This is a genomic window from Chitinophaga sp. RAB17, from assembly GCF_052114225.1.
GTDB lineage: Bacteria > Bacteroidota > Bacteroidia > Chitinophagales > Chitinophagaceae > Chitinophaga.
Genome location: NZ_JBFREI010000004.1, coordinates 556,366 through 582,897, shown reverse-complemented (window position 1 = coordinate 582,897; position 26,532 = coordinate 556,366). Strand labels below are relative to the sequence as shown.

Below are 26,532 nucleotides of genomic sequence, written 5' to 3'. Positions count from 1 at the left end.
AATCAGCAACTAAAAAAAACAAAAGCATGAAAAAATTATTGGTATCTCTTCTCTTTTGCACGGCCGGTGTATCGGTTATGGCGCAACGGGCAAAAGTTAGCAGTGCGGATGAGAACCTGAAGAAGCAAGATCTGGAAAAAGCCAAAGCGGACATTGACGCAGCATTACAGAACGATAAAACCAAAAACGAAGCTAAAACCTGGCTGGTAGATGGTAAAATCCTCGAAGCAATGGGCACCAAACAAAAGAACTCCGCTTTAGCCGGAGATGCTTTTGCCGCTTTCAAGAAAGCATTGGAAATAGATCCTAAAATGAAAGAGGCAGTTCTGGAAATGAACCAGCCTTTGTTCAACGTATACGCTACCATCGCTAATGCTGGTTATGCTAACCTGAACGAACAGAAATGGGATTCCTCTCTGATCAACTTCAAAAAAGCTTTCGAAGTTGCTGAATTCTACAATGGTAAAAATTTAGGTGGTTCCATTCCTACAGATACTGCCCTGACTTTTTACGTTGGTTACGCTGCTAACCAGGCAGGTAAAAAAGATGACGCTTTCACTTACCTGAAAAAAGCAGCAGATCTGCAATTCAAAGGTGAACCAGCGCTCTATGTAATCCTGGGTCAGCTCTACGAAGAAAAAGGCGATCAGGCAAACTGGTTGAAAACCATTGAACAGGCTAAAGTTTTATTCCCTAAGGATAAACGCTTTAACGACATGGAAATGGCCTTCTACAGCAAAACCGGTAAGACAAACGAATTACTCGGTATGCTGGAAAAGAAAATTGCTGACAACCCAAGCGATGAAGCTGCAGTACTGGACTACGCTATCCGTGTAGACAACCTGGCTAATCCCCGTGATGATAAAGGTAACGACGCTCCTAAACCAGCTAATTACGAAGAACTGATCGGTAAAGCAGAAGCAGCTTACAAAAAAGCCATCGAAATGAATGCGGCAGATGCTACAGCTAACTTCCAGTTAGGTGCACTGTATTTCAACCGCGCTGTTGTTTTTAACAAAGAACTGAACGGTCTGGATAGCAAACAACAATCTTCTCCTAAAGCAAAAGAATTACAAGGTAAAGTAGAAGGTCTGATGAACCAGGCATTACCTTTCTTTGAAAAAGCTGATGCAGGTTTCACCGCTAAAGCCAGCAGCCTGGATCAAAGCGATAAACAAACCTACGAAAGCTGTTTATATGCTTTACAGAAGATCTATGCAATCAAAAACAACACTGCTAAAGTAGAAGAAGTGAAAAAGAAACTGGACGGTTTGAAATAATAGCAGCTACTATACATATCATTGAAAAGAGTCCACCGCGAGGTGGACTCTTTTTTTATGCGCCCTTTTCAGCAACCTGAAGGCACAAAAAAATCCCGTCAACCTGAGGTAGACGGGACTTATTAACTCAAACGCTTTATAGCTTAAATTATGCTTTCTTAGCAGCAGCAGGTTTTGCTTCAGCTTTCTTAGCAGGTTTTGCAGCTTTTTTAGTAGAATCAGCAGCAGGCTTTGCAGCTTCAGTTTTAGCTTTTTCTTTCTTAGCTGGTTTAGCAGCAGGTGCTTGTGCGAAAGAAGCAGCAGAAATGCTCATTACTACTACAGCGGCGATCAGGCTTTTTTTCATGATAATTGTCTTTTAAAATGATTAGATGATGAATGTGTTGTTAAAATTTCTACAGTAAAAATACAGCAGGAGAGAAGGTGTTTTGGGTAGGTTTCGGTGAAAAGGGAATTACTGTCGTTGAACAAGGAAAAATGTACGGTAATGTATGCTGCGAACTATAATAAAATATTGATCGCTTCCTGTACGGCCTGTATACACAATTGTTTCAGGGTATTGAACTGCCCGGCGACTGCATTGGGATGGTAGTTATTTTCCTGCAGTTTTTCCAGTGGTTCCAATATAGGATAGAGATGAGCTTCCAGCCCTATAAATGAAACGGTTGTTTTTAAGTTGTGAGCGTTGGCACGGATCGCGCTAATGTCTTCTGCTACCACTGCTTTTTTCAGGAGAGACAGCTCTTCAGGCAGTTGTGCGATGAATTGCTCCAGCATCGTTTTCTCGAAGTGCAGATTGCCCTTGGAAAGGTCGTGGAGGTAGTGCATGTTAATCAGCTGTTGCGGGGCGTTACCATTTTCATGCGGATGATACCAGGCTGCCGGTAATTCCCGGGGCGGCAATTTGCCAATGTATACCTGGATCATTTTATAGAGTTCCTCTTCAATAATGGGCTTTGAAATATACTCATTCATGCCCATCTGCAAACATTTATCCCGTTCTCCAGCCATGGCATGCGCTGTCATAGCAATCACCGGAATCGTGGAGTGCAACTCATTACGGATCGCCTGTACGGCAGAGTAACCGTCCATTTCAGGCATTTGTATATCCATCAGCACCAGGTCGTAATGTTGTTTATCCAGCGCCTGTAATACCTCTTTGCCATTATTGACAATCTTATATTGCAACTGCCAGCTACTCAACAGATGACGAAGCAGGTTCTGGTTCATTTTATTATCTTCTGCCACCAGCAAACGTACATCCGGATGCAACGGTAACTGATCATTCTCGCTAAAATAAGTATTACCTTCTTCAGAAAGTGATTCTCCCAGAGTATAAGGTAATTCTACTTTAAAAGTGGCGCCTTCACCGGCTTTACTTTCCACGGAAATAAAACCATTCTGCAGTTCTATCAGTTGTTTTACAATGGTTAATCCTAATCCTGTTCCTCCGAACTTACGTGTGGTAGAGGCTTCTGCCTGGTTAAAGCGATCAAATATACTATGCAGTTTAGAGGCATCTATGCCAATGCCGGTGTCACTAACGGTAAACAATATACGAACAGCCTTTTCTTCCGACCATACCTTTGTTACGTGAATGCGTACGTCACCTTCGTTGGTGAATTTAACCGCATTGCTCGTAAGGTTTATGAGCACCTGTGTCAGCCGCATCACATCTCCGTATAAAATATCCGGTACTTCCTCATCAATGGTAACGGACAACTGGAGTTGCTTTTCTTCCGCCTTGGGTTTGAACATGGTGTTCACCCCATGCAGCACACTGCGCAGGCTAAAAGCTGTGGCTTCTATGCGCATCATACCGGATTCTATTTTGGAGATATCCAGTATATCATTGATGATCTCGAGCAAACTTTGCCCGGCATTTTCAATAACACCTACATATTCTTTTGATTTGTCGTTAAGGGGCTGCGCTTTTAACAGATGAGTAAAGCCCAGCACAGCATTCATAGGTGTGCGGATTTCATGGCTCATATTAGCGAGGAACTGGTCTTTTACTGCGGCCAGCCTTTTCTCCTGTCGCTGTGATTCATCCAGGGCTTCTATGAGTTGTTCCTGCCGGTGGATACGGCTGGTAATATAAAGAAATGCCAGTAAGCTGGTTAAGCAGGCAAAGAATACCAGCACGGTTCCCCAGCTTTGTGCTTTTTGTCCGCTGCTGTCAATCAGGTGAGTGGTACGGTTTACCTCCGATTGCCGGGTAGTATCCAGTTGCCGGATAATGCTGGTAATGGCTTCTCCCAGCCGTTTCCCTTTCTGATTATTGATCATCTTTTCAGCGGCCCACTTTCCATTGCTGTAAAAGGTATCCAATACCATCAGGTTAAAGTTGTTCTTCTCATCCACCAGGTAATTGAGCTGGGTGAGGAGCTTTTCCGTACTATCGTTTTTGATGATTTTATTAATCTCTTTGAGGTCGGCTTTGATGATAGCAATTTCAGCTTCGATGCCGGTGATGTGGGTAGTATCCTGGGAAATGACCGCCCCGCGCACTTTGCTGTCGGTTTTGGCCATATTGGTTTGCAACTTCTGCAGCTCATTTTTTACATTCAGCTCCTGCAGTAGTTGCTCATTGCCTTTGATCAGCTTGCGGATATTGTTGGAAGAATTAAACTGCAGCACAACAAATAACACCATTCCGGAAATGAACAGGCCGAGGAGGTAATATTTGATTCTTTTAGGCTGCATGACAGTTTAGTACATAGTAAACGCTGATATAGGAACGCCAGTTCATTAAAAGTAGGAAATTATTCCTTAGTTCTCTAGTTATTTAGCCTCAGAGCACAATTACTCTGAGGCTAAATAATAGAAAAAAACAATAATGAATTGTAATTATTTCGCTTTTGGTGCAGCAGGAGCAGCAGCTGGTTTGGCTGCTTTATGATGATGCGTTGCATGCTTTTTATGAGCGGGAGCTTTCGCAGTCGCTTCTTTTTTTACTTCTTTTTTAGGCGTTATTGCTTGTGCAAAAGATGATGCACTGATAAACAACATAGCTGCAGCGATGATAATACCAAACTTTTTCATGGTTGTATATTTTAGTTAGTGATCAATTGTTTGACGACCTAAAGATACATCCACTTCAAAGGCGATGGTATAACTTATGGCCCAACAGGCAGCAGCTATCGGTCAAAAAGGATAAAGTGTCGTTGAGCTACAGGAGATTCAATTTATTATTCAGGGCAGAGCGGTATGCATCCGCTATGGGTATAGCATTCTTCTGAATGAGGATAGTGCCGTCTTCTATGGACTCAATTTTGTCAAGCGCTACGATATAAGAGCGGTGTACACGCATAAACTTAGCGGTAGGGAGCTTTTCTTCCAGTGCCTTCAAAGTAGTATGTATGGCGTGAAATTTCTGAGGGGTATTTAGTTTAACATAGTCACCCATCGCTTCCAGGAAAAGAATATCTTCTGTACGTATTCTTTTTAATATACCATTATCACGTATGAAAACAAACTCCGTATCAGATACCTGCAGTTCCCGGTTATTACTGTCAAAAATTTCTTTCGCCTTTTCAATAGCCTGTATAAAACGGGCAGGTTGTACCGGCTTGATAAGGTAATCGGCTACGTTCAGCTCAAAAGCTTCTACCGCGTATTCTTTTTTTACCGTGGTGAAAATGATCACGGGACGTTTTTTACCCAGGTTACGGGTGAGCTCCAATCCGCTCATGCCGGGCATTTCTATGTCCAGCAGGAGGAGATCTATTTTCTCTTTCTGTAAAAGATTATAAGCTTCCATCGCGCTGCTGCATTCGCCAACAACGTGAAGATGCTCTACATGGCTGGCCAGTTGCTTCATGGCGGTCCGGGCCAGCTTATTATCATCTACTATCAGGCAATTCATGCGGCTAATTTAAGGACAAATCATAATATAAAATCATCTCAGCCGCAACTACGATGCAGTTTTTTCCGGGAGACTTATACTTTTAATTTTTACATTTGTAATCATGAAGTGGCTACTTTATATATTAAGCTGTTATATACTGCTGTTGTCCTGCATCCCGTGCACGGATAACAATGCCGTGAGCAGTGGCCCGGGAGTGTCTTATGCACTGCTGACTCCTTCACATAACCACGAATCACAACCAGACTTCTGCTCTCCGTTATGTGTGTGCAGTTGTTGTAATGTACAGGTAACCCCTGCTACTCCTGTGATCGTTTATTTCTACATGCAACAGGTAGTCCTTGATTATCCTGTTTTGCCGGTTAATCCGCTCCCTTCTTCTTCAGATAATATCTGGCAGCCCCCACAGCTGGTTTAATCATGTTTTACGGGATGTTTTTGCTATGAGCGTATCAGTGCCTTTAAAGGGTACAGATATGGTTCAGGTACACCATTTTATTACTTATTGAATCAATCATGCTGGATAAGATTATTCGTTTCTCTGTGAGGAACAAATTAGTTATAGGTATACTCACCCTTGTGCTGGTGGCCTGTGGTACCTACTCACTGTTACGCCTACCCGTAGATGCGGTACCTGATATCACCAATAACCAGGTACAGGTGATCACACAGTCGCCTTCGCTCGCTGCACAGGAAGTAGAAAGGCTCATTACCTTTCCGATAGAACAAACCATGGCGGTGATTCCCGAACTGGCGGAAGTCCGCTCTATATCCAGGTTCGGCTTGTCTGTGGTCACTATCGTATTTCATGACGATGTAGATATTTACTGGGCACGGCAACAGGTAAACGAAAAGCTCGGAGAAGCTAAAACCAATATTCCACCCGGAATAGGAACGCCGGAGATGTCACCCATTTCCAGTGGACTGGGAGAAGTATATCAATATGTATTGCATCCTCAGAAAGGATATGAAGACAAATTTAATGCACGTGAACTGCGTACTGTTCAGGATTGGTACGTAAGACGACAGCTGCTGGGTACACCCGGTGTGGCAGAAGTCAACAGCTTTGGCGGTTTGCTGAAGCAATACCAGGTAACCCTGAATCCTGATAAACTGCGCAGTTACCAGCTGAGCATTGCAGATGTGTTTAATGCACTGGAAAGAAATAACCAGAATACAGGCGGTGCTTACATAGATAAAAAGCCTAATGCTTATTTTATTCGCAGTGAAGGCCTGATTGGCAATCTGGCGGATATAGAGAAGATTGTGGTGAAGAATATCCCGAACGGATTGCCTGTGCTCGTACGGGATGTGGCGACGGTACAGATAGGTGATGCCGTACGTTACGGGGCATTGACCCGCAATGCAAGTGGTGAGGCCGTAGGCGGCATCGTGATGATGTTGAAAGGAAAGAACTCCAATGAGGTGGTAAAAGCAGTAAAAACCCGGATTGCACAGATACAGAAGACGTTGCCTCCGGGAGTGGTGGTAGAGCCTTTCCTGGATCGCAGCGAGTTTGTAGGCAGGGCAGTAGGCACGGTACAGAAGAACCTCATAGAAGGGGCGCTCATCGTTATTTTTGTATTGGTGCTGTTCCTCGGTAACCTCCGCGCAGGGCTGATTGTAGCCTCGGTAATTCCTTTATCCATGTTGTTTGCCATTTCCATGATGTACCTGTTTGGGGTATCCGGTAACCTCATGAGCCTGGGAGCGATCGACTTCGGACTTATTGTAGATGGGGCGGTGATCATTGTGGAAGCTACGCTGCACCACCTGGCCGGTAGAAATAAATCTAAAGGTCTGTTACGGTTATCACAGGCGGAAATGGACACGGAAGTATACGATGCTGCCAGCAAAATACGCAGCACTGCTGCTTTTGGTGAAATCATCATCCTGATCGTTTACCTGCCTATCCTCGCGCTTACAGGTATCGAAGGGAAGATGTTCCGCCCGATGGCACAAACCGTTTCTTTTGCCATCCTGGGCGCGTTTATACTATCACTCACCTATGTACCGATGATTTCGGCCTTACTGCTGAGTAAAAATCTGGATAATAAAGTAACGATCTCGGATCGTATGATGCGTTTCTTTCAGCGTATATACGACCCTGTTATAAGGGGCGCACTACGTGCAAAAGCCCTGGTAACGGGTACTGCCATCCTGCTTTTTGTAATAGTATTATTTTTATTTGGTAAGATGGGGGGAGAATTTATTCCTACCCTGGAAGAGGGCGACTTCGCCGTAGAAACCCGCTTACTCACGGGGAGTTCATTGTCAGAAACCATTGACAAAGTAAGTCTGGCTTCCGGCATATTGATGAAGCAATTTCCGGAAGTAAAAGAGGTGATCGGTAAAATAGGCGCCGCGGAAATCCCCACGGACCCTATGCCCATGGAGGCCTGCGATCTGACCATTTTATTGAAACCTAAAAAAGAGTGGATCAGCGCCCGCAGCCGGGAAGAGCTGGCCAATAAAATGCAGGAAGCGCTGGAAGCTATACCAGGCGTCAGCTTCGGCTTTAGTCAGCCTATACAGCTGCGGTTTAATGAACTGATCTCCGGCGTAAGACAGGATGTGGGGATCAAAATCTTTGGGGAAGACCTGGCCACGCTGGCCGGGCTGGCAGATAAGATTGGCGGCATTGTAAACCGTACAACCGGCGCCAAAGACCTTTATGTAGAACAAACAGGCGGCTTGCCACAGATAGTGGTAACAGCTGATCGAGATAAGATAGCCCGTTACGGACTGGACATTGCCACCATTAACCAGGCGATCAACACCGCCTTCGCCGGACAAAGCGCCGGACTGGTATATGAAGGCGAGAAGCGCTTCGACCTGGTACTCCGGCTGGATCAACAGAGCCGTCAGAGCCTGGCAGATGTACAAAACCTATACATTACCACTCCCTCGGGCAACCAGGTACCGCTGGCAGAAGTAGCCAACGTGAGTATGACGATCGGGCCTAATCAGGTGCAACGGGAAGATGCCAAACGCCGCACCATTGTAGGTTTCAACGTACGCGGACGCGATATTGCCAGCGTAGTTACCGACATTGAAAAAGCGATAGATAAAGAAGTGAAATTACCAGCCGGCTATTTTATACGATATGGCGGTCAGTTTGAAAATCTGAAAGAAGCCAATCAGCGTTTATCCGTGGCCGTGCCCATTGCATTGTTACTCATTTTCGGATTGTTGTATTTCACTTTCCGATCTGTAAAACAGTCGTTGCTGATTTTCACTGCCATCCCTATGTCGGCCATAGGAGGGGTGTTTGCCCTGTTACTAAGAGGACTGCCTTTCAGTATTTCTGCCGGCGTAGGATTCATTGCCCTGTTTGGCGTAGCGGTATTGAATGGTATTGTGCTGATAGGAGAATTTAACCGTTTAAAACAATCAGGCCTTCGTGATCTGAATAGTATTGTACTAAATGGAACGGCTACACGCTTACGGCCAGTATTGATGACAGCATTTGTTGCGTCACTCGGATTTTTGCCGATGGCCCTGGCCACCAGTGCAGGTGCGGAAGTACAGCGGCCGCTGGCCACTGTCGTGATCGGAGGATTGATTACTTCCACATTGCTGACACTATTGGTATTACCCTGTTTATACATCTATTTTGAAAAAGGCTTTTCAAAACAAAAATTATGAGCATCAGGATATTCATCTTATTAATGTTTCCATTTTCGGTATTGGCACAAACGCAGCCACTCACCATGGAAACTGCTGTGCAACAGGCTTTACAGCAAAATAAAGGACTCAAATCGGCAGATGCGTCTATCGATTATTACCGGAAACTGGTAGGTACCAGTGCCGAACTTCCCAAAACGGAATTGAGTCTGCAATATGGGCAAACGAATAGTTATGTTTCCAATGATAATAATTATAGTGTCTCCCAAACGATACCCTTCCCGTCTTTATTTGGTGCCAGGAAGCAACTGAATAATGCACAGGTAGAGAAGGCCGTATGGTTAAAAGCTTCCACAAAAAATGAACTCGTTTACCAGGTGAAACAGGTATACGTACAGTTGCTGTACCTGCAGGAAGTCAGGGCATTGATCGTTCACCAGGATAGCCTGTTTACCAATTTTGCCCGCAGCGCCGATCTGCGCTACAGAACCGGGGAAAGCAGGATGCTGGAAAAAACAGCAGCAGAAGGCAGATTAAATGAAGTGCGTAATTCCCTGCGGCAAAATGAAGCAGATATCAAGATCTATACTGCGCGCCTGCAAGCCCTGTTGGGTACCACCACACCAGTGACTATTTCTGAGTCTGTGATCCCGGAAGCCAATATGCTCCTGAGCAGTGACTCCGTAGCCGTAGCGGCTAATCCGCAACTGCAATACCTGAAACAGCAAATCAATATTGCAGAGAAACAGCAGAAGGTATTCAAAGCCGCTATACTGCCGGATATTACCGTGGGCTATTTTAACCAGTCATTTATAGGTAACCCGCTAAATACCTCCGGATCGCCGCTGGCGACCAATAGTAACCGGTTCCAGGGATTCCAGGTAGGACTGGCGTTACCACTCTGGATGGGTCCTCTCAAAGCAAAAGTGAGGGCGGAAGAAAAGCAGCAACAAGCCGCTAGTCTGCATTACGATAATAACGTGATTCAGTTGCAATCGCAATATGAACAGGCCGTACAGCAGTTTATTAAAAACCGCAACAGCCTGGAGTTTTACCAGCGTACCTCGTTGCCCAATGTAGAATTGTTATTGAAACAATCCGAGAAATCATACAGTAGCGGCGATATTGGCTATGCCGAATACTTTCTGAACCTGGAACATGCGCTGGCTGCTCAGCAGGGCTATTTGCTGGCACGCAACGATGTAAAACAGGCAGAGTTGTATATGGCTTTCCTCGCAGGACAACCGTAACTAAGACGTAGCACTGTTAGTAATAAACCGACTGCTTCGTCTTAACCGGCCGGCAGTCAACATTCATAAAACGATCCATCATGCAACAATTAAAAAAATATATCCTCCTTCCTGTTATAGCAATGGCTGCTGCCATGTTAGTGGTTTCCTGCGGTAATAAGCCGGACGCCAATAAAGCGACGGAGGCCCACGACCATGAAGAAGAAGCCGGGGTAGTAGAACTGACCGCCGAGCAATTTAAAACAGTGGGCATCACCTATGGTAAACCGGAAAGCCGGCAGATCAGCGGCGCTGTAAAAGTAAACGGACTACTGGATGTGCCTCCGCAGCAGCAGGTGAGCATTGCAGTGCCTATGGGTGGCTTTGTAAAACAAACGAGTTTACTGCAGGGGATGCGGGTAAAGCAGGGACAGGTAATAGCTGTCCTGGAAAATCTCGACTATATACAAATGCAGCAGGATTACCTGGAAGTAAGAAGCCAGCTGGAATATGCCACGAAAGAACACGAGCGTCAGCAGGAGTTGGCCAAAGAAAACGTAAACGCCCTGAAAACATTGCAACAGGCCAAGGCTACATGGCAAACCCTGCAAGCTAAAGAGAATGGGCTGAAACAGAAATTAGCGGTGTTGAACATCAATCTCGCCTCTCTGGAAAAGGGGAATATACAACGCACTGTAAACATCACTACGCCTATCAGTGGGTACGTTACACAGGTAAACGTGAACCTGGGGCAGTTTGTAACGCCTGCGGATATCCTGTTTCGTATTGTGAATACAGAGCATCTGCATGCCGAGCTAACCGTATTTGAAAAAGATATTCCCAAGCTGAAACTTGGGCAACTGGTGCGTTTTACTTTGGCGAACGAAACTACCCAGCGTACAGCCACCGTGCATCTCATAGGCCGTGAAATCAGCCCGGAAAGAACAGTGAGGGTACACTGCCACCTGGAGCAGGAAGATACGCAATTGCTGCCAGGCACCTATTTACAGGCCATGATTGAAACCGGCGCCGGTAACGTGAAAGCATTGCCCGATGCAGCCGTTATTAATTTTGAAAACAAGGCGTATGTGTTTATGAAAAAGCCAGCCACAGATAGTAGTTTCCATTTTAATATGGTGGAAGTGCAAAAGGGCAACAGTGAACAGGGATACACAGAAGTTAGCTTTCCTAAAGATACGCCGGACGCTGATATCGTAGTAACGGGTGCATACGATCTGCTGGCCAAGCTGAAGAACAGCGGCGAGCATGAAGGACATTAGACGGTTTTTTATAAGGTGATCTTCAGGCAGCTACAGCTGCCTGAAGATTTTAACCCGGATTCCGCCACAAACGTTCCTATGCTTTAAGATTTAAATAATTTCATATATTTGAAATTATTAATCAATAAAGCGATGAGTTATTTAAGATGGCCGGTCCTTTTAGGGGCATTACTCTTCAGTACCCTGGCATTTGCCCAGGTACCTGTTGTAACATTAGGGCCCGATTTCGGGGAGCCGGGAGATGGTTGGGATAAACTGATGCAGTTAAAGAATGGTAATACCTTCTACCTGCATTTTTCAAAAAAAGAAGGGCTGTCGGTATCAGTATATAATGCGGCGCATGAATTAACAGTAACGGATACACTCCACACACAGCAATGGAACAGCAGCGATCTGGAGTCCACGGAAATAGATGGTATTTATGAAATAAACGGGCAGCCGGTTATCTTCCTGCAACAACTGGTAAAATATAACCCGGTGTTATACCGGTTGGTACTGGATGGCGAAACAGGTAAACTTGTACGTGAAGACAAGCTCGGGGAATTGCCGTCTATTCAGCATCGCAGCGTGTTTGTAGAAGACAACCTGGCATCGCATGATATTTATGTAGAGAAAGATCCTAACAGTGACTATTACGCAGTGGCGTTATTTTCCGGGGCTGCTATTCAGAAAAATGACAGCATTCATGAACGCATACAAATCCTGCATTTTTCACCCACACATGACATCATCAATAAAGGTTGGTTTTACGTAGCAGATACTTCGTATAGCTATTTCAGTTATATCAGTATGGCGGTAGCGGGCAAAGCGCAGGTATACCTTGGTACGGTAGCATTCAATGCTAAACGTGCGGAAGGGGATGCTGGTCCCAGGGTGCTCTTTTCCATGTTGTCGGCAGACTCGGCCACCTTCGCCCATCATGTGCTGGATTATACTGCCGGCGCAGGTAATGTAGGCGGTTATATTCAGGCAGCGCCGGCAGTCGGGCAGGTACGCATGGTATTGTATATACCTGCTAAGCAAAAAGAAGGTGGCAGCGGTATCATCATGAATACTTTTCAGGCGGCTACCGGCAAGTTGAAGAAGCATGTACAACTGGCATTTCCGGAGCTGGCCCGCAACGTAGAACTTAATCTGGGGTATAAAGATCCCTATAAAGGAACACCACAACGGTTACTACTAAACGAAGATGGCAGCAGCACTTTGTTAATGGAAAATCTTTCTTTCTTTAAGCAGGGGAATTCGCAGATTAATAAACTCCATACTAACCTGGGAGATATTGGTATTGCCCTGCTGGACACTATCGGGAGAGAGAATACCACCATGGCTGTTTCCAAATACCAGGTGATTACAGGCATCTGTGAGCCCTTCCAGTTGCAGCGCCGTACTAAAAGTGAATGGATGTTCCGCAACAAAATTGCAGCGCTCAATACCAACACCTGGCTTTCCTATGATTATATTCCGCGCCCGGATGTTTCTTTTGTATTGTTCAATGATTACCTGCAATACCTGGATACCGGTGGGTCCGATAAAGTCCGTAAGCCGTTGAAATTCGCTACAGACGCTAATTTCGTTTGTTACCGTTTTTATAAAGGAAAAATGGAAAGACTATTTTTATTCGGCGTTCCGGAAGTAACAAAAGGATATGCATGTATGATGGGCGCAGCAGACTACAATGCACAAAACGGCGTATATGCTACAGTATTGATTTCCCGTAAAGGATTGGATAAGAAAGCAAACATTGCTTGGATAAAATTCTAAATTATAGCTCACTCCATCCTGCAGGAATTTCTCCCAGCCGGAATTGATTCACCGCATTGTGCGCCAGGCGTGTAGGTTCCGGCAGTCGGTATCCTTGAATGCATTGCTGTAAGATATCGAGGCTACCAGCAACATCTGTCAGGTGACCCGGAGATATAAAAATTGGTTTGACCTTATTTTTGCTGCGCAGTACATGACCCAATATTTGCCCCTGTTTATCTGTCAATGGCGTATGGCTGCCTTTCTCCGGTGCAGGTTCTTCATAATTACCAAACAGTTTTTTCTTGGCACTGCCTATCGTGGGCTGGTTGGTCAGTACACCAAAATGTGTAGCAATGCCCATGCGCCGCGGATGCGCGATGCCATGACCATCTACTACTAAAATATCTGGTTTTACAGGAAGCTGCTCCCAGGCATCCAGCAGGGCGGGCACTTCCCGGAAAGCAAGGAAGCCAGGTACATAAGGAAACAATACTTCCTTTTTTACGAGGCTATAGCCAACGGGTGTAAGCGATGGAAACTTTAGTAATACAATGCCCGCATATACGGTGGTGCTGAATTTATTAAACGAAATATCAGCACCTGCTATGTAATTTATCGGACCCTGATAGGGAACGATCTGTATTTCGGATTGCATTTCCCGCTGAATACGGGTGGCTTCTGGTACCGTTAGCTCATTATAGTTGATCATGAATTCCGCTGTTTATGATTCCATTCAGAAAAGCTTCAGCTGATCACCGTTCTTTGGTGGGGCTGGTTTTACCGCCTTCCCAAAAACAGTTCTGCCGCCGTATCGCCAGGAGTCTTGTCGTTCCTGTTCTACGACTTTATCAAAATTGGTATTCGGCTCAAAGTCCTTTTCTATTTGCTGGGAGAGGGCAGACAGTTTGCGTATAGCATCCTTCTTATCGGACTCACCTATTTTGGCCTTATGCAGGGCTTCTTTGAGCGTATGAATGGTTTCATCGTAAATCCTGGTAGGCACCGGGAAGGGATGACCATCCTTACCTCCATGGGCAAACGAAAACCGGGCCGGGTCTTCAAACCGGGAGGACGTGCCATGTATTACTTCACTTACCAGCGTGAGTGACTGTAACGTTCTCGGACCTACGCCTTCCAACATCAGCAGGGCTTCAAAGTCGGCTGGATTCGTATCATGTGCCAGTGCCAGCACACTGCCCAGTCTTTTCAGATTCACATTTTCTGCTCTCACATCGTGGTGAGAAGGCATCAACAGGTTGCGTATCTCCGGCAACAGGTGTACGGGCTTTTCCTTTGTCAGCTGGAGAATACCTGATTTGGTGGCGTTGGCCTGCAGATCGGTCAGGTTCAGGATCTGTCCCTGGTTACGTCCGTAAATAAAAGTATGAGGAGCCTCGGTAAACGATTTAAAGGCAGAAGAATGCCAGTGGTAACGCCTGGCCATACTGCTCGCATCATTCATTCCCTGTTGTACCACTGCCCATTCGCCATCGTCAGAGAGGATAAAAGAATGCAGGTATAACTGGAAGCCGTCCTGTATGGCGGTATTGTCTACTTTGGCAGTGAGCTTACTGCTATATACAAGCTGATCTCCCGGCAGGCCGGTTTTATGCGCAATGGCAGTCAGTTCCGCCGGTGTTTGTTTACTGTAGCGACCTTTACCTCCACAGATATAAATACCCAGTTCGGCTGAGCGGGGATTAATGGCTTTCTTTAAAGCCCCCATTACGCTGGTGGTTATTCCTGAAGAGTGCCAGTCCATGCCCAACACACAACCCAGGGCCTGAAACCAACAGGGATCGCTAAGCCGCTTTATCACTTCCCCTTTACCGTAGTCGGTCACAATGGCCTCTACAATAGCGCCGCCCAAAAGGCTCATGCGCTTTGCCAGCCAGGGTGGTACCTGTCCATAGTGTAAAGGCAGATCTGCATATGATGGCATATCAAATTAATTAAGAAGATGGTTACAATGGATTCGCCTGCACCTGGTACTGAAAGATATTTGCATTCTGTAGCAAAAACTCGTCTAGCTTTTCCATTTTGCTGCGGTGGCCCCGCACTGCGTAATTTACTTCTATGATATTTTCTTTCCGGACTACCATCAGTTTTCTATACTTCAGATGGAACCCCTGTAGGATATTGTCAACATCCATGTGTGGAAATTTCTCTTCATAAAAGTAAAGTGTGTAGAGACGCTTATCATTTATTTCCGCAATTTTTCTTTCCAGTATTTCCAGTGTTATCAATACGATGAGTGAGCCCACCAGCGCCGCTATGGCCAGCCAGTACTGGCTCATTCCAACCGCCATCCCTATCGCGGCAGCAATCCAGATGGCAGCCGCAGTGGTAATACCATCGATCGTATAATCTCCTTTAAAAATTACACCTGCACCGATGAAACCAACGCCTGTAAGGATGTTGGAGGCTACACGGTCCGGAGAATTGGGGAATCCCAGTTCTGCAGAAAGTATGGTAAATACCGCACTGCTCATACATATCAGCGTCATGGTACGCATTCCTGCGGCCTTGCGTTTATATTCCCTTTCCAGCCCCAGTAATGCTCCCATAACCAGTGCTATCAGCACTTTCAGGATCTGATCTTCTTCTATGACCTGCAAAACATGCTTCATACGGTGAAAATATATTATTACAAATGTACGCGTTGGCACAATTCTTTCCTGTAAGAAAAAATGACAGCCATTTAAACTGTTTGTCCTGATGAGTGTTATGACGACAGTTGCTAACCATAAATTTATTTTATAATGGAACCCTTTTTCTATAAGACTTGTGTGGTATTATGTATAGCCGGAATGCTCAGCATTTTTCTTTTTGCCTGTAGCGGCTCTAAGGAAGCCAGCAGGGAAGCTGATTCTGCTGCGGTGTCTATCCCTAAAGTTGATAGCACCAGCGTGATTCCCGTTGATACTACCAGGACCAGGCCCGATACCGCCCGATTATAATCAATGATCCTGTTTAAGGTGTGACTTTGTTAACTATACGAACCTGATTTACTTCACCCTTAAACAACGGTATTATGAAAAAAGTCACGAACACGTTCATGCTGGCCGGAGTAGTAGTGTTATTCCTCGCAGCATGCGGCAACGGTAATAAGCCGGCATCAGATTCAACGGTCACTATAGAAGATACAGCAGGCCTCATAAATCCAGACACGGTTCCGGCAGCGCAAGCGCCACCCGGGGCTATCAATCCCGGGGAAGATTCTTCCCGTTTCGGTACAGGTGCCGGGGATTCTTCCAAAAACAGACCGCGGCGTTAATTTCGCAGCATGACGCCTCCGGCGTTTGTTTTTCTGCAAAAAGAGAAACAAACACCGGAGGCGTTATAAATTTTATACCGCTTTTTGCAATATATTTGGATACACTTCGTCTACCTCTATTAACAAAGACTTATATCCGAAATGCAAAACGACCTTACATCCACGTCACCCAAAAAGCCCATTAAAGTGGCGTCCCTGAAAAAAACATTCCGTCTGTTCCGTTATGTTAAACCCTACTGGCCAGAATTCGCACTGGGCTTGCTTTTTCTCTTTATTTCCAGCCTTGCCGGACTAGCTTTCCCAAAACTATTGGGCAACCTGGTAGATCCTGGCAGTAATACACATCTGATTAATGGCATGAATAAGGCTGGCGTCATGATGATTGCCGTACTGATCGGGCAAGCCATTTTCTCCTTTTTTCGTATTGTATTATTTGTAAATGTAACAGAGAAAACACTGGCCACACTCCGCCAAACCATTTACAGTCACCTGATCCGGCTGCCCATGAAATTTTTCCTGGAAAGAAGGGTGGGAGAGCTGAGCAGCCGCATCTCATCTGATATTTCGCTGTTGCAGGAAACATTCACCACTACCCTGGCTGAATTTATCCGGCAAATGATTATCATCATCGGAGGTGTAGTCATATTACTGATTACCTCTCCTCAGCTGACCGCCTTTATGCTGGCCATTTTACCGGTAATGATGTTAGGCGCCGTATTTTTTGGAAAGTTCATCCGCCGCTTTTCCAAAGAAGTACAGGAAAAGGTAGCTGCTTCCAATACAGTGGTGGAAGAAACGTTGCAGGGAATTCTGAACGTAAAAGCATTTGCCAACGAATTTTTTGAAATAGCCCGTTATCGTCAGCGGACCAATGAAGCCGCCACTATTGGGATAAAAAGTGGTAAGTATCGCGGTGCTTTCTCTTCTTTTATCATCATGGGTATTTTTGGTGCGCTGGTAGCGGTGATCTGGAGAGGGGTAGCCATCGGCATGCCCACCTCCTCCCTGTTATCTTTTGTGTTGTATTCCCTTTTCATAGGCGGCTCCATTGCTGGTCTGGCGGAGGTATATACCAACCTGCAGAAGAGCATCGGGGCAACAGAACATTTATTGGAAATACTTGATGAACCGGCAGAACCCATCACACCGGTAACAGAAATTGCACGGGAAAACCAATTGGATGGGCAGATCAGCTTCCGCAATATCTCTTTTCATTATCCTTCCCGTCCGGATCTTTCCATCATGAATAACGTGTCATTTGATGTATATGCCGATCAGAAGGTAGCATTGGTAGGCCCTAGTGGTGCAGGTAAAAGCACCATTGTATCCTTACTGTTACGCCTGTACGATCCGGTGAGCGGCAGCATCCTGTTTGATGGTAAAGAAAGTACTTCTTTCCCTTTATCACAGCTGCGTTCACAAATGGCAGTGGTGCCGCAGGATGTATTCCTTTTTGGCGGTACGATCGCTGAAAACATTGCTTATGGTAAACCTGGCGCCACCTTTGAAGAAATGGAAGCCGCAGCGAGACAGGCCAATGCCTGGGAATTCATACAGCGGTTCCCGTTAGGACTAAACACAGTAGTAGGTGAAAGAGGCATACAGCTTTCCGGTGGACAGCGGCAACGCATCGCCATAGCGAGAGCGGTATTAAAGAATCCCCGTATCCTGATCCTGGACGAAGCTACATCTGCACTGGACTCCGAATCTGAAAAACTCGTGCAGGATGCATTGGATAAACTGATGGAAGGACGCACCTCTATCGTCATCGCACATAGACTCGCCACCGTAAGACAAGCCGATAAAATTATTGTGCTGGACAAAGGGCATATAGTAGAAGAAGGTACCCACAGCGAATTAATAGGACTTGATGGATTGTACAGAACACTGAGCGATATGCAGTTTGCGAGTTAAGCTGTTAGCCGTTAGCTGTTAGCTTTTAGCAAATGCAGCGGAGACCAAGATATATTTTAATAGAAGAAGCCCTTCCAATATGCGGAAGGGCTTCTTCTATTGATATTAATATAATCTTCGCTTGTTTCCGCTGCATTTGCTAAAAGCTAAAAGCTAACCGCTAACAGCTATTCCTCACATATATGGTTTCATTTCTTCATCAATATCTTTACGTAAATCCATTAGCTTTTTCGCATAGCCTTCCATGCTGATTTCACTGGCGGTTTGTGGGATCCATTTAGGCACTGTCACTGTTTTACCGGTATCGTCTACGGCTGCAAAAACCATCACGCAATGGGTCGTCTTTGTTTTTTGCTGTTGTCGCGGATTGCCGGCAAATACATCAATGGAAATATGCATGCTGGTGTTGCCGGTATAAATAATTTTAGCGTTTATTTCTACCAGGTCTCCGATAGAAATAGGCTTAAAAAAACGAATACCTCCCACATAAATTGTAACAGCATACTGTCCGCTCCAATTGGCCGCACAGGTATAACCTGCCTGGTCAATCCACTTCATAACAGAGCCTCCATGTACCTTTCCGCCGAAGTTTACGTCTGATGGCTCGGCCAGGAAACGTAGGGTGATAGTGTGATAAATAGAATCCATAAGTGTTGTTTACGGACTACAAATTACGAATTAAAAATTATCACCTCCGCCCATTTCACCATTGTTTTCTTTGGACTTGTTATTCTTCCTTTTAAACAGGTTGGTGTCCATTTTGCCGAAACGCCAGGTAGCATTCAGTTTCAGCTCACGGGTAAGGCGTTTACGGTAGTTTTCCTGCTCTGAAAAAGAGGTGGTGGTATAAGAAAGATTACGGTCAGTATTGAAGATATCACTGATGCCAAGTGAAATAGACAGGGCTTTGTTTTTCAGCATATCTTTTTTGATCGCCGCATCTGCAGACCATTTCGGCTCCCTTTCTCCCTGTGGCATAATTTGTTTGGACTCATATTCCGCACTGACCTGAAAGGTGAGGTTCCAGGGCAGCTTAGTGTTGCTGTTTAATTTACCGAACCAGGTAATCCCCTGGTTAGATAAGTTGTTACCATTGCTGGTGGCATCGATCTTTGTCTGAGCGAGGTTGATGTTGGTTGTCAGATCCCAGCTCTTCGTCAGCTGACTTCTCAGGGTAAATTCTGCTCCGTAGGAATTCCTCGTACTGGCGTTGATAGGATACTGCAGCAATACATGTTGTACCTGTCCGTTCAGATTAAGGGTGGTATCTACATAAAAATCTGTGATGGCATTGGTGGTATTACGATAGTATAAAGATACCAGCAGGTTATGCTTATGCGCAAAATCTTTCAGGTATGACAACTCAAAGGAATTGGTGAATTCAGGCTTCAGATCCGGATTACCGGTGCTGGCGCTTTGGCCGCTATAGTCGATCGTAGGCAGCAGGTCCCTGAACCAGGGGCGGCGTATACGGCGGCTGTAATTCAGTTGTACTTCGTTATCTCCCTTGAATTTCTGTGACAGGAAGACGCTGGGGAAAAAGCTTACCGGGTAGCTGATCTTATAGGAAGATTTTTGTCCCAGTCTTGTTTCACCATCGTAGTTAGACTGCTCTGCTCTTAAGCCCACCTGGTAGCCGAAATTATCTTTGGCGCCGGTATAGCTTATATATCCCGCATTGATCTGTTCCTGGTAATGATAATTATTGGAGAGGGCAGAGTCCAGGGTGAATGTACCGGAAGGATAGTTCTGTCCGTAGGTATTCGTGAAATTATCAAACTTGCGGGTGTTGCTGCGCAGCCCCATTTCAATTTTGGATCTTTCCGTCAGCGGTCTCACGTAATCCAGCTGGGCGGTAAGATAGGTCGTTTTTCCTTCGCCGCTGCCATTGCGTAATTCCGGCTTCTTTGGGTCATAGATCGGCTTGCCGGACAAGTCGAAATATGTCAGTGAATAGTTAGAACTATTGTCGCCTGTGGCATAGTTATAAGTGAAATCGGCGGTCAGTTCTTCACCTTCTCTGGCAAAAGTATGTTTGTATCCCAGCTGAGTGGTATAGTTACGGAAACCGTTTAATGTATTGTCGATACCGGTTCCATAACGCACTTTCTGTTGTTTGGCATCCAGTTCATTCACTGTTTGCTCATTGTACTTATTAAAGTTACCGCCGGTAATATTCTCTGAAACTGTAATGGTATTGCGGTTATCAATGAACCAATCGAATCCTATACGGCCAGTCTGAAATTTGCGATAGAAGTCACCGTCTTCCAGTTGTTCGGTGTAGGTAGTGGTATCAGCGCCTATATTTTTTCTGTACAGGCGGCTGGTCATCGGTGATTTACGGTTGCGGACATTGTAGTTGAGGAAGAAATTGAATTTCTCCTGGCGAAGGTTGAAATCAATGCCACCATTGGTGCTGCCGAGGGAGGTAGCGCCCGCGCTGATCACACCGTTAATGCCTGCTTTTTTATTTTTTTTCAGCACGATGTTTAAAATGCCGCTCATGCCTTCTGCATCATATTTGGCTGAGGGATTCGTCACTACTTCAATATTCTGAATAGCATCTGCAGGGATCTGATCCAGCGTGAGGGTAGATGGGCGGCCATCAATAAAGATAGTAGGCGTACCATTGCGAACGGTGACGTTGCCGTCAATGTCCACGTTTACAGAAGGCACCTGTTTTAATACATCTGTGGCAGTACCACCAATGCTCGACAGGTTTTTATCTACATTAAATACCCTTTTATCTATCGCCATGGTAAAGGCAGGTCTTTCGCCTACTACATTTACCGCAGCGAGTGATTTTACATTTGCTTTCAGCTTTACATTGCCAATATCAATGCTGCCGGTTTTGGCAGAAAGAACAGCGACTTTATAAATCGTCTCATATCCGATAAAATTAAACTTGAGGATATATTTGCTGAGGGCAATATTTTCGAAACTGAAATCTCCGTTTGTTTTGGAGAGCATGCCTGTTTGCACGGAAGAATCCGGACGTAACAATGCTACAGATGCGTACTCAATAGGTTTGCCGGTTTGTGCATCCAGGAGTTTACCATAAATAACACCAGTGCTGGTGGGGGCAGCCTTCCCTCCGGGTTGTTGTGCCATAGCGGTAAAACAACATAACAATAGCCAGCCTGTAAATAACGATACAATTTTTCTCATAATAGCTTCCAACAATTTATAGCCCCGTAAAATTAGTTTTTATGAATGAGGAAATACCCGTTTTTGGGATGAAAGGTTGAATGGAACCCTTTACAGTCCGCTGTTTCAACTACAGAATTGAGCAGGATTCTTTGTGGTAGCAGGTTGCGGGAAGATTGGGTAAAAATACCCCAAATGTTAATTAGTGTTAAGCCCTCCTTATATCCGGCGTAATTGTATGGAGGCCAACGTAAAGCATACGCTAAATTTTGTGGATAAAAAAGGGTTCAATACAAGTTTATCTTTTCCGTTGTAACGGAGAGCAACGTATCTTTACAGCCAGCTGTTGCGTTATTTTAATTTTTTTATATGCATAAGGATTACCGCCCGGACTGGGATATTTATACGTGCCATATTGAAGAAAGTCCAGCAGTAATAGGCCTTGACCTTGATCTGAGACGATTTGCGCCATTAAAGGAAAAGCCGAATGCCATATATATAACAGTATATCTTAACAATCCACGTGAGGACGGATTCCCGCAGAACGATGAATTTGCCATCATGGGTGAAATTGAGGACAGTTTGGTGGAGCAGTTGCAAACCAGGCTGGATGCGCATTTTGTAGGTCGTACTTTTTCCAATGGTGTACGTGACTTTTACTTTTATGCGGGTACTACATTGCTGCATGATAAATTCATTGCAGATGCAATGATTAGTTTCCCGGATTACAGGTATGATTACGGTGTGAAGGAAGATAATAACTGGGAATTATATTTCGATTTCCTCTTTCCCGACGTATACGAATTTCAACGTATACAAAACAGGAAAGTTTTACGTATGCTCCGGCAGCACGGCGATGCTTCTGAAAAAGAACGTCCAATTGAACACTGGATTCATTTCAGAACAGAGGAAGATAAGGTCGCCTACTGGGAACATATTAAAGAAAATGGTTTTACACTTGCCAGAGAAGATAAAACAGATAACCCGGAGTTTCCCTATAAACTATGTATTTCCCGCCCGGACAAAGCCAGCGAGGCAACAATAGATAGTGTAGTGATGAGTCTTTGGGAACTGGCACAACAGGTAAATGCAGAATATGATGGCTGGGAAACGAGTATAATGAAATAGCTGTTAGCAGTTAGCTTTTAGGAAATGCAGCGAACATCGGCATATATGAGGTAGCTTTTGGCTTTTAGCAAATGTTATGTTGAGGATCATATGCCGATGTCCAACATAACATTTGCTAAAAGCTAAAAGCTAACTGCTAACAGCTGTTAAAACTATTTTCTCAGCATCCCTGCCAGTAAAGAAATTGCAAATAACACAAGGAAAATAAAGAACAGAATCTTGGCAATAGAAGCCGCGCCTGYTGCAATACCACCAAACCCAAATACGGCGGCAATGATGGCGACGATAAAAAAGATGAGTGCCCAGCGTAACATAAGTAGATGCTTTTATGGTGAACAATTGGTATCTGTAACTTTCTTACAAGTCATTCGTTCAATTTTTTATACAATTATCATTCCGCAAGAACAATATTTGCAGTAGTTGCAATTCCAGTTTTTTTCAATATAATTGTTGCCTGCTGCTAGCCTTGATGAATTATTTTAAAATATGGCCTACACTAACTGTCTTCTGCTGGCTTATTAGCCTGCATTGTCCTGCATTGGTATCTGCAGAAGGACTACAGTCCCCGCATTCAGGGGATACTATCCCGCATAAAGGTAGTGGCCTGTTTAGAAAAATCGGGGAATACCGCGATTCCATGCGCAACAAGGAGTACCGCCAAACGCTTATTAAGCGTATTACCAGGCAGGATGAACCCGTACGCTCCAACGATAATGACAGTACTATTATTAAAAGTGAGGCATATTTTACCCCCTTTGCGGGCAAAGTGATCAGAAATATCTACTATAGGAAGGTAAAAGTATTTGGTCCCAGCAACATCAATGATACCACTTTCTCCACCAGCATGAAATTAATTCACCTGGCCAACCGCCTGCATTATGACTCCAGAGAATGGGTAATCAGGCAATCGTTGTTTTTCAGGGAGAATCAAATGCTGGATCCTTTTGAGATGGCAGATAATGAACGTTATCTGCGTAACAGACCTTTTATCCAGGATGCCCGCTTATATATCCGAAACATGGATGGAGACTCCCTGGATGTGGAAGTCGTAACAAAAGACCTCTTTGAATATGGTGTTGACCTGTCACAGTTCAGCGCAAAAGATATCCGGGCAAGTGTGTCCAACAACGATCTGTTCGGAGCAGGGCAGGGCCTTAAAGTAGGTATGCAATGGCGTTCTGATTATTCTCCTACCTGGAATACCGAAGTACGCTATACGAAATATAACTTGCTGGGATCTTTCATCGATATGACCGTAGGGTACACTACCCTGAATAATTATGCCCAGCTGGACACCAATTCCTTTGAAGGTGCCGTGTTTATTAATTTAAACAGACCTCTGTACCGTAATGCAGCCAAGCTGGTAGGTGGTTTCGCCATGTCTAAAAACTGGTCTATCAATATCAGGGGAGCTATACCTTCAGAAGGAGACAGCATTTTCAGGGATTATAATTACACTGTCATAGATGGTTGGATCGGTTATAACTTCATTAATCACTATAAACATGACGGCACCATCGGCAGTAAGCCCAACTTCGCCGTGCTGGCCAGGCACTATAATTTATCTTTCCAGCGAAAGCCGGATCAGCTGAGGTATAAAGACGATCCACTTTATAACGACCATCGCCTTTATCTCCTGGAGTTGCAGGCATACCGGATTGATTATTTCAAAGCACACTATTTCTTTGGTTTTGGCCGTACGGAGGATATTCCTCTTGGCTACAATATCAGCGGCACCAGTGGCTGGGAGAGCTGGAAGGGGCGCAGGCGGCTGTATACAGGTTTGGAAGCACAGAAATTCTGGACCACCAGGCATTACGGGCTTTTTAACACCACTATCGGATTGGGCACCTATTGGTTGAAGTCCACAACAGAAGATGCTGTTATACATGCCAGACTGGAGTATTATAGTCGTTTGATCAATATCCGCAAAGCGCGTTTCCGGCAGTTTTTTAATGTTGATTATCTGGGTACTCCTAATCCTTTCTTTAATAAGCCGCTTAACATCAACATGGAATACGGCATATGGGGCTACAAGAACACTACCTTGAATGGTTTCCAACGACTAAACCTGGGTTCAGAAACGGTGTATTATAGTCCGCTTAAATTACTCGGTTTCAAATTTAATTTCTTCACGGCCCTGCAGGCGTCTGTACTCACCAAAAACAATGATGACCTGCTAAGAAATCCTATGTATCTTGGTATAGGGGGTGGTTTCAGGGTACGTAACGAAAACCTCTCCCTGAATACGATTAAAGTATCCGGCTACTACTATCCAAATGCACCGGACCCTATGAAGAAACTGATGCTGGAGATCACCACCATCGTGGATTTCCGTTTCGATGTTTCTGCATTGCGGGCACCTACTGTCCTGAATTTCCGGTAAGCGAAACTTCCGTATTTTTATAGTACTAAATTGTTGGTCATGGAATGGAAGAATGAATTAACCCGCCTGTTAGGCATTACTTATCCGTTGATACAGGCACCGATGTTAGGTATTACGACTCCCGCAATGGTAGCAGCTGTGAGCAATAGCGGCGGCCTGGGGTCTTTGCCGGTGGGAGGTTTGCCTCCGGAAAAAGTAACAGCGTTAATCCGCGAGGTAAAAGCACTCACGCAGCAACCGTTTGCTGTCAACCTGTTTACCTACGAACCCGCTTCCTGGCATGACCGCAAAGTTTTCGATGACATGCAGGATTTCCTCCAATTCCTTTGTGGGGCCAATGGTTTGGCAGCACCACCAGTGAATTTTGACAGCGTACCCTATTATTCCTGGAAAGTGCAGTTGCCTGTGCTGATAGCTGCGGGTGTTAAATACGTGAGCTTTACTTTTGGAATGCCGGATGCTGAAGGATTTGCGTTGCTGAAGGAGCATAAAATCTGGCTCATGGGAACGGCCACCAGTGTGGAAGAAGCGGTTGCGTTGAAAACCGCCGGAGCAGATGCTATTATTGCCCAGGGAATAGAAGCAGGTGGACACCGCGGTTCTTTTCTGCCCGGGGAGTTGCCAAAGACGGGTACCATGGCGCTGGTGCCGCAGGTAATTGATCGTGTACGCATGCCCGTTATTGCTGCCGGAGGTATTATGGATGGCAGGGGAGTAGCTGCCGCAAAAATGTTGGGCGCTGCGGCCGTACAAACCGGCAGTATTTATCTGCGTGCCCACGAAAGTGCCGCTACACCTGCGCATAAAGCTGCCCTGGCAGGTATAACGGATACGGATACACTACTTACACGCGCATTCTCCGGCCGCTGGGCCAGGGGAGTCCGCAACACCTTCATTACAGAAGTAGAGGCCTCGGGCCTGCCTGTCAGTGGGTATCCTTACCAGGACGTACTCACCCAGCCCATTCGCAAAGTGGCCAGGGAGCTGGATAATACGGCGTTTATAAATATGTGGGCAGGACAGGCTGCCGGCAAAGCCAGGGCCTGGAGCACGGCAGATATTTTTGCAGAACTGGTGCGGGAAACAGAGTTGTTGCTGCCTTAGTAATAGATACGTTTAAAGATCCCCGGATAATCTTTCACAATACTGTTTTCATCAAAAGGCAGGTCTGCCTTGAAGTCAGTCGTTACATTATCATATTGGTATTCCTGCTGGCCAAGTTTTGTGTAGCGCTGTTGTACTTTCTGTAATTCAAACTCAGGTAAATTGATATAGAGAATGTCCAGCATGATGCTTTCGTTGGCCTCCAGCTGCAGTCGCTTTACCGGTAAGGTATTGGTAAATGGTGTAAGTGAAATATCAATGTCGATGCAGTTATCAAAAGCATCAATATGGTTATTGTCTTTATCAAACCAATGACCATGGAGATCAGAGGTAAGCCGCAGTTCTGTTGGCGATAAGCCGTTTTGCCGGATATAAAAAGAGGAGACCTGCCAGGTTGGGGTAATCGCTATTTCATAATGAATACAGAATGGTTGTTCCTCTCTGACTCCGTTGATGCAGCCGGAAGCCAGCTTGCCTTGTGCGTTGTCCTGCAGGGTGAAATATTCCGTAGCCGGCCATTGTACCGCCTGCCATATGATGGGTTGCATG

At 45.2% G+C, this 26,532-nt stretch carries 23 protein-coding genes; 12 read left to right on the top strand and 11 right to left on the bottom strand.

The genetic code is table 11. From position 1 onward, the window contains the following. Positions 1-26: 26 nt before the first annotated feature. Positions 27-1,280: a tetratricopeptide repeat protein gene (locus tag AB4Z08_RS17710; protein ID WP_441575096.1), complete on the top strand. Its 1,254-nt coding sequence runs from the start codon at positions 27-29 to the stop codon at positions 1,278-1,280. A 148-nt stretch (positions 1,281-1,428) separates the two neighbouring features. On the opposite strand, the gene AB4Z08_RS17705 is transcribed toward AB4Z08_RS17710, so the two are convergent. From AB4Z08_RS17705 to AB4Z08_RS17690, 4 genes are all read right to left on the bottom strand, one after another. Continuing rightward, a complete protein-coding gene (locus AB4Z08_RS17705; RefSeq protein ID WP_441575095.1) occupies positions 1,429-1,626 on the bottom strand; it encodes a hypothetical protein in 198 nt (65 codons plus the stop codon). A gap of 155 nt (positions 1,627-1,781) precedes the next feature. After that, positions 1,782-3,986 (bottom strand): ATP-binding protein, encoded by a 2,205-nt coding sequence (locus AB4Z08_RS17700; RefSeq protein WP_441575094.1) that lies wholly within the window; start codon positions 3,984-3,986, stop codon positions 1,782-1,784. Positions 3,987-4,130: 144 nt separating this feature from the next. Next, a complete protein-coding gene (locus tag AB4Z08_RS17695; protein ID WP_441575093.1) occupies positions 4,131-4,325 on the bottom strand; it encodes a hypothetical protein in 195 nt (64 codons plus the stop codon). Between the two features lie 127 nt (positions 4,326-4,452). Continuing rightward, positions 4,453-5,148, bottom strand: coding sequence for a LytR/AlgR family response regulator transcription factor (locus AB4Z08_RS17690; RefSeq protein ID WP_441575092.1), 696 nt, complete (start codon positions 5,146-5,148; stop codon positions 4,453-4,455). 103 nt (positions 5,149-5,251) lie between these two features. Between AB4Z08_RS17690 and AB4Z08_RS17685 the strand changes: the two genes are divergently transcribed. The 5 genes from AB4Z08_RS17685 to AB4Z08_RS17665 all read left to right on the top strand — a co-directional run bounded on the left by AB4Z08_RS17685 (position 5,252) and on the right by AB4Z08_RS17665 (position 13,045). Further along, the gene (locus AB4Z08_RS17685; RefSeq protein ID WP_441575091.1) at positions 5,252-5,566 is read left to right on the top strand and encodes a DUF6660 family protein; all 315 of its coding nucleotides are present in this window, start codon (positions 5,252-5,254) and stop codon (positions 5,564-5,566) included. A 125-nt stretch (positions 5,567-5,691) separates the two neighbouring features. Then, positions 5,692-8,796 (top strand): efflux RND transporter permease subunit, encoded by a 3,105-nt coding sequence (locus AB4Z08_RS17680; RefSeq protein ID WP_441575090.1) that lies wholly within the window; start codon positions 5,692-5,694, stop codon positions 8,794-8,796. Continuing rightward, the gene (locus tag AB4Z08_RS17675) at positions 8,793-10,025 is read left to right on the top strand and encodes a TolC family protein (protein WP_441575089.1); all 1,233 of its coding nucleotides are present in this window, start codon (positions 8,793-8,795) and stop codon (positions 10,023-10,025) included. Before AB4Z08_RS17680 ends, AB4Z08_RS17675 begins: the two co-directional genes overlap by 4 nt. Before the next feature lie 80 nt (positions 10,026-10,105). Then, a complete protein-coding gene (locus tag AB4Z08_RS17670; protein WP_441575088.1) occupies positions 10,106-11,284 on the top strand; it encodes an efflux RND transporter periplasmic adaptor subunit in 1,179 nt (392 codons plus the stop codon). Positions 11,285-11,416: 132 nt separating this feature from the next. Further along, entirely contained in the window at positions 11,417-13,045 is a 1,629-nt protein-coding gene (locus tag AB4Z08_RS17665; RefSeq protein ID WP_441575087.1) for a hypothetical protein, read from the top strand. Position 13,046: 1 nt separating this feature from the next. Here AB4Z08_RS17665 and nfi read toward each other — a convergent pair whose 3' ends face one another. Genes nfi through AB4Z08_RS17650 form a run of 3 tightly spaced genes read right to left on the bottom strand, consistent with a single transcriptional unit; the run spans position 13,047 to position 15,657 of the window. Then, entirely contained in the window at positions 13,047-13,736 is a 690-nt protein-coding gene (nfi, locus tag AB4Z08_RS17660; RefSeq protein ID WP_441575086.1) for a deoxyribonuclease V, read from the bottom strand. Between the two features lie 24 nt (positions 13,737-13,760). Then, on the bottom strand, positions 13,761-14,969 hold the full coding sequence (locus tag AB4Z08_RS17655) for a DUF763 domain-containing protein (RefSeq protein ID WP_441575085.1): 1,209 nt from the start codon (positions 14,967-14,969) through the stop codon (positions 13,761-13,763). A 22-nt stretch (positions 14,970-14,991) separates the two neighbouring features. After that, on the bottom strand, positions 14,992-15,657 hold the full coding sequence (locus AB4Z08_RS17650) for an MgtC/SapB family protein (protein WP_441575084.1): 666 nt from the start codon (positions 15,655-15,657) through the stop codon (positions 14,992-14,994). Between the two features lie 132 nt (positions 15,658-15,789). Between AB4Z08_RS17650 and AB4Z08_RS17645 the strand changes: the two genes are divergently transcribed. From AB4Z08_RS17645 to AB4Z08_RS17635, 3 genes are all read left to right on the top strand, one after another. Next, positions 15,790-15,987, top strand: coding sequence for a hypothetical protein (locus tag AB4Z08_RS17645; protein WP_441575083.1), 198 nt, complete (start codon positions 15,790-15,792; stop codon positions 15,985-15,987). Positions 15,988-16,061: 74 nt separating this feature from the next. Next, positions 16,062-16,304, top strand: a complete 243-nt coding sequence (locus AB4Z08_RS17640) for a hypothetical protein (RefSeq protein WP_441575082.1) — start codon at positions 16,062-16,064, stop codon at positions 16,302-16,304. A 141-nt stretch (positions 16,305-16,445) separates the two neighbouring features. Continuing rightward, the gene (locus AB4Z08_RS17635) at positions 16,446-18,218 is read left to right on the top strand and encodes an ABC transporter ATP-binding protein (protein WP_441575081.1); all 1,773 of its coding nucleotides are present in this window, start codon (positions 16,446-16,448) and stop codon (positions 18,216-18,218) included. A gap of 174 nt (positions 18,219-18,392) precedes the next feature. Here AB4Z08_RS17635 and AB4Z08_RS17630 read toward each other — a convergent pair whose 3' ends face one another. Then, entirely contained in the window at positions 18,393-18,866 is a 474-nt protein-coding gene (locus AB4Z08_RS17630; protein ID WP_441575080.1) for an acyl-CoA thioesterase, read from the bottom strand. Positions 18,867-18,896: 30 nt separating this feature from the next. Next, positions 18,897-21,386: a TonB-dependent receptor domain-containing protein gene (locus AB4Z08_RS17625; RefSeq protein WP_441575079.1), complete on the bottom strand. Its 2,490-nt coding sequence runs from the start codon at positions 21,384-21,386 to the stop codon at positions 18,897-18,899. A gap of 348 nt (positions 21,387-21,734) precedes the next feature. Between AB4Z08_RS17625 and AB4Z08_RS17620 the strand changes: the two genes are divergently transcribed. Then, on the top strand, positions 21,735-22,493 hold the full coding sequence (locus tag AB4Z08_RS17620; protein WP_441575078.1) for a DUF695 domain-containing protein: 759 nt from the start codon (positions 21,735-21,737) through the stop codon (positions 22,491-22,493). Between the two features lie 152 nt (positions 22,494-22,645). On the opposite strand, the gene AB4Z08_RS17615 is transcribed toward AB4Z08_RS17620, so the two are convergent. After that, complete coding sequence (locus tag AB4Z08_RS17615) at positions 22,646-22,807, bottom strand: DUF1328 domain-containing protein (protein WP_441575077.1); 162 nt, start codon at positions 22,805-22,807, stop codon at positions 22,646-22,648. A gap of 323 nt (positions 22,808-23,130) precedes the next feature. On the opposite strand from AB4Z08_RS17615, the gene AB4Z08_RS17610 reads away from it, so the two are divergent. Together AB4Z08_RS17610 and AB4Z08_RS17605 are read left to right on the top strand one after the other, a co-directional pair. Beyond that, positions 23,131-24,879, top strand: a complete 1,749-nt coding sequence (locus AB4Z08_RS17610; RefSeq protein WP_441575076.1) for a hypothetical protein — start codon at positions 23,131-23,133, stop codon at positions 24,877-24,879. 39 nt (positions 24,880-24,918) lie between these two features. After that, the gene (locus AB4Z08_RS17605; RefSeq protein ID WP_441575075.1) at positions 24,919-25,983 is read left to right on the top strand and encodes an NAD(P)H-dependent flavin oxidoreductase; all 1,065 of its coding nucleotides are present in this window, start codon (positions 24,919-24,921) and stop codon (positions 25,981-25,983) included. Here the strand turns inward: AB4Z08_RS17605 and AB4Z08_RS17600 are convergent. Continuing rightward, positions 25,980-26,531 (bottom strand): putative glycolipid-binding domain-containing protein, encoded by a 552-nt coding sequence (locus AB4Z08_RS17600; RefSeq protein ID WP_441575074.1) that lies wholly within the window; start codon positions 26,529-26,531, stop codon positions 25,980-25,982. The two genes, AB4Z08_RS17605 and AB4Z08_RS17600, sit on opposite strands and share 4 nt — an antisense overlap. Position 26,532: the final 1 nt, after the last annotated feature.

Bases quoted from the DNA above. Each gene is read 5' to 3' on its own strand.
- AB4Z08_RS17625 (WP_441575079.1), bottom strand. From the start codon at position 21,386: ATGAGAAAAATTGTATCGTTATTTACAGGCTGGCTATTGTTATGTTGT.
- AB4Z08_RS17685 (WP_441575091.1), top strand. From the start codon at position 5,252: ATGAAGTGGCTACTTTATATATTAAGCTGTTATATACTGCTGTTGTCC.
- AB4Z08_RS17610 (WP_441575076.1), top strand. From the start codon at position 23,131: ATGCGCAACAAGGAGTACCGCCAAACGCTTATTAAGCGTATTACCAGG.
- AB4Z08_RS17710 (WP_441575096.1), top strand. From the start codon at position 27: ATGAAAAAATTATTGGTATCTCTTCTCTTTTGCACGGCCGGTGTATCG.
- AB4Z08_RS17655 (WP_441575085.1), bottom strand. From the start codon at position 14,969: ATGCCATCATATGCAGATCTGCCTTTACACTATGGACAGGTACCACCC.
- AB4Z08_RS17630 (WP_441575080.1), bottom strand. From the start codon at position 18,866: ATGGATTCTATTTATCACACTATCACCCTACGTTTCCTGGCCGAGCCA.
- AB4Z08_RS17635 (WP_441575081.1), top strand. From the start codon at position 16,446: ATGCAAAACGACCTTACATCCACGTCACCCAAAAAGCCCATTAAAGTG.
- AB4Z08_RS17620 (WP_441575078.1), top strand. From the start codon at position 21,735: ATGCATAAGGATTACCGCCCGGACTGGGATATTTATACGTGCCATATT.
- AB4Z08_RS17670 (WP_441575088.1), top strand. From the start codon at position 10,106: ATGCAACAATTAAAAAAATATATCCTCCTTCCTGTTATAGCAATGGCT.
- AB4Z08_RS17690 (WP_441575092.1), bottom strand. From the start codon at position 5,148: ATGAATTGCCTGATAGTAGATGATAATAAGCTGGCCCGGACCGCCATG.
- AB4Z08_RS17640 (WP_441575082.1), top strand. From the start codon at position 16,062: ATGAAAAAAGTCACGAACACGTTCATGCTGGCCGGAGTAGTAGTGTTA.
- AB4Z08_RS17700 (WP_441575094.1), bottom strand. From the start codon at position 3,986: ATGCAGCCTAAAAGAATCAAATATTACCTCCTCGGCCTGTTCATTTCC.
- AB4Z08_RS17665 (WP_441575087.1), top strand. From the start codon at position 11,417: ATGAGTTATTTAAGATGGCCGGTCCTTTTAGGGGCATTACTCTTCAGT.
- AB4Z08_RS17675 (WP_441575089.1), top strand. From the start codon at position 8,793: ATGAGCATCAGGATATTCATCTTATTAATGTTTCCATTTTCGGTATTG.
- AB4Z08_RS17645 (WP_441575083.1), top strand. From the start codon at position 15,790: ATGGAACCCTTTTTCTATAAGACTTGTGTGGTATTATGTATAGCCGGA.
- nfi (WP_441575086.1), bottom strand. From the start codon at position 13,736: ATGATCAACTATAATGAGCTAACGGTACCAGAAGCCACCCGTATTCAG.
- AB4Z08_RS17600 (WP_441575074.1), bottom strand. From the start codon at position 26,531: ATGCAACCCATCATATGGCAGGCGGTACAATGGCCGGCTACGGAATAT.
- AB4Z08_RS17605 (WP_441575075.1), top strand. From the start codon at position 24,919: ATGGAATGGAAGAATGAATTAACCCGCCTGTTAGGCATTACTTATCCG.
- AB4Z08_RS17650 (WP_441575084.1), bottom strand. From the start codon at position 15,657: ATGAAGCATGTTTTGCAGGTCATAGAAGAAGATCAGATCCTGAAAGTG.
- AB4Z08_RS17695 (WP_441575093.1), bottom strand. From the start codon at position 4,325: ATGAAAAAGTTTGGTATTATCATCGCTGCAGCTATGTTGTTTATCAGT.
- AB4Z08_RS17705 (WP_441575095.1), bottom strand. From the start codon at position 1,626: ATGAAAAAAAGCCTGATCGCCGCTGTAGTAGTAATGAGCATTTCTGCT.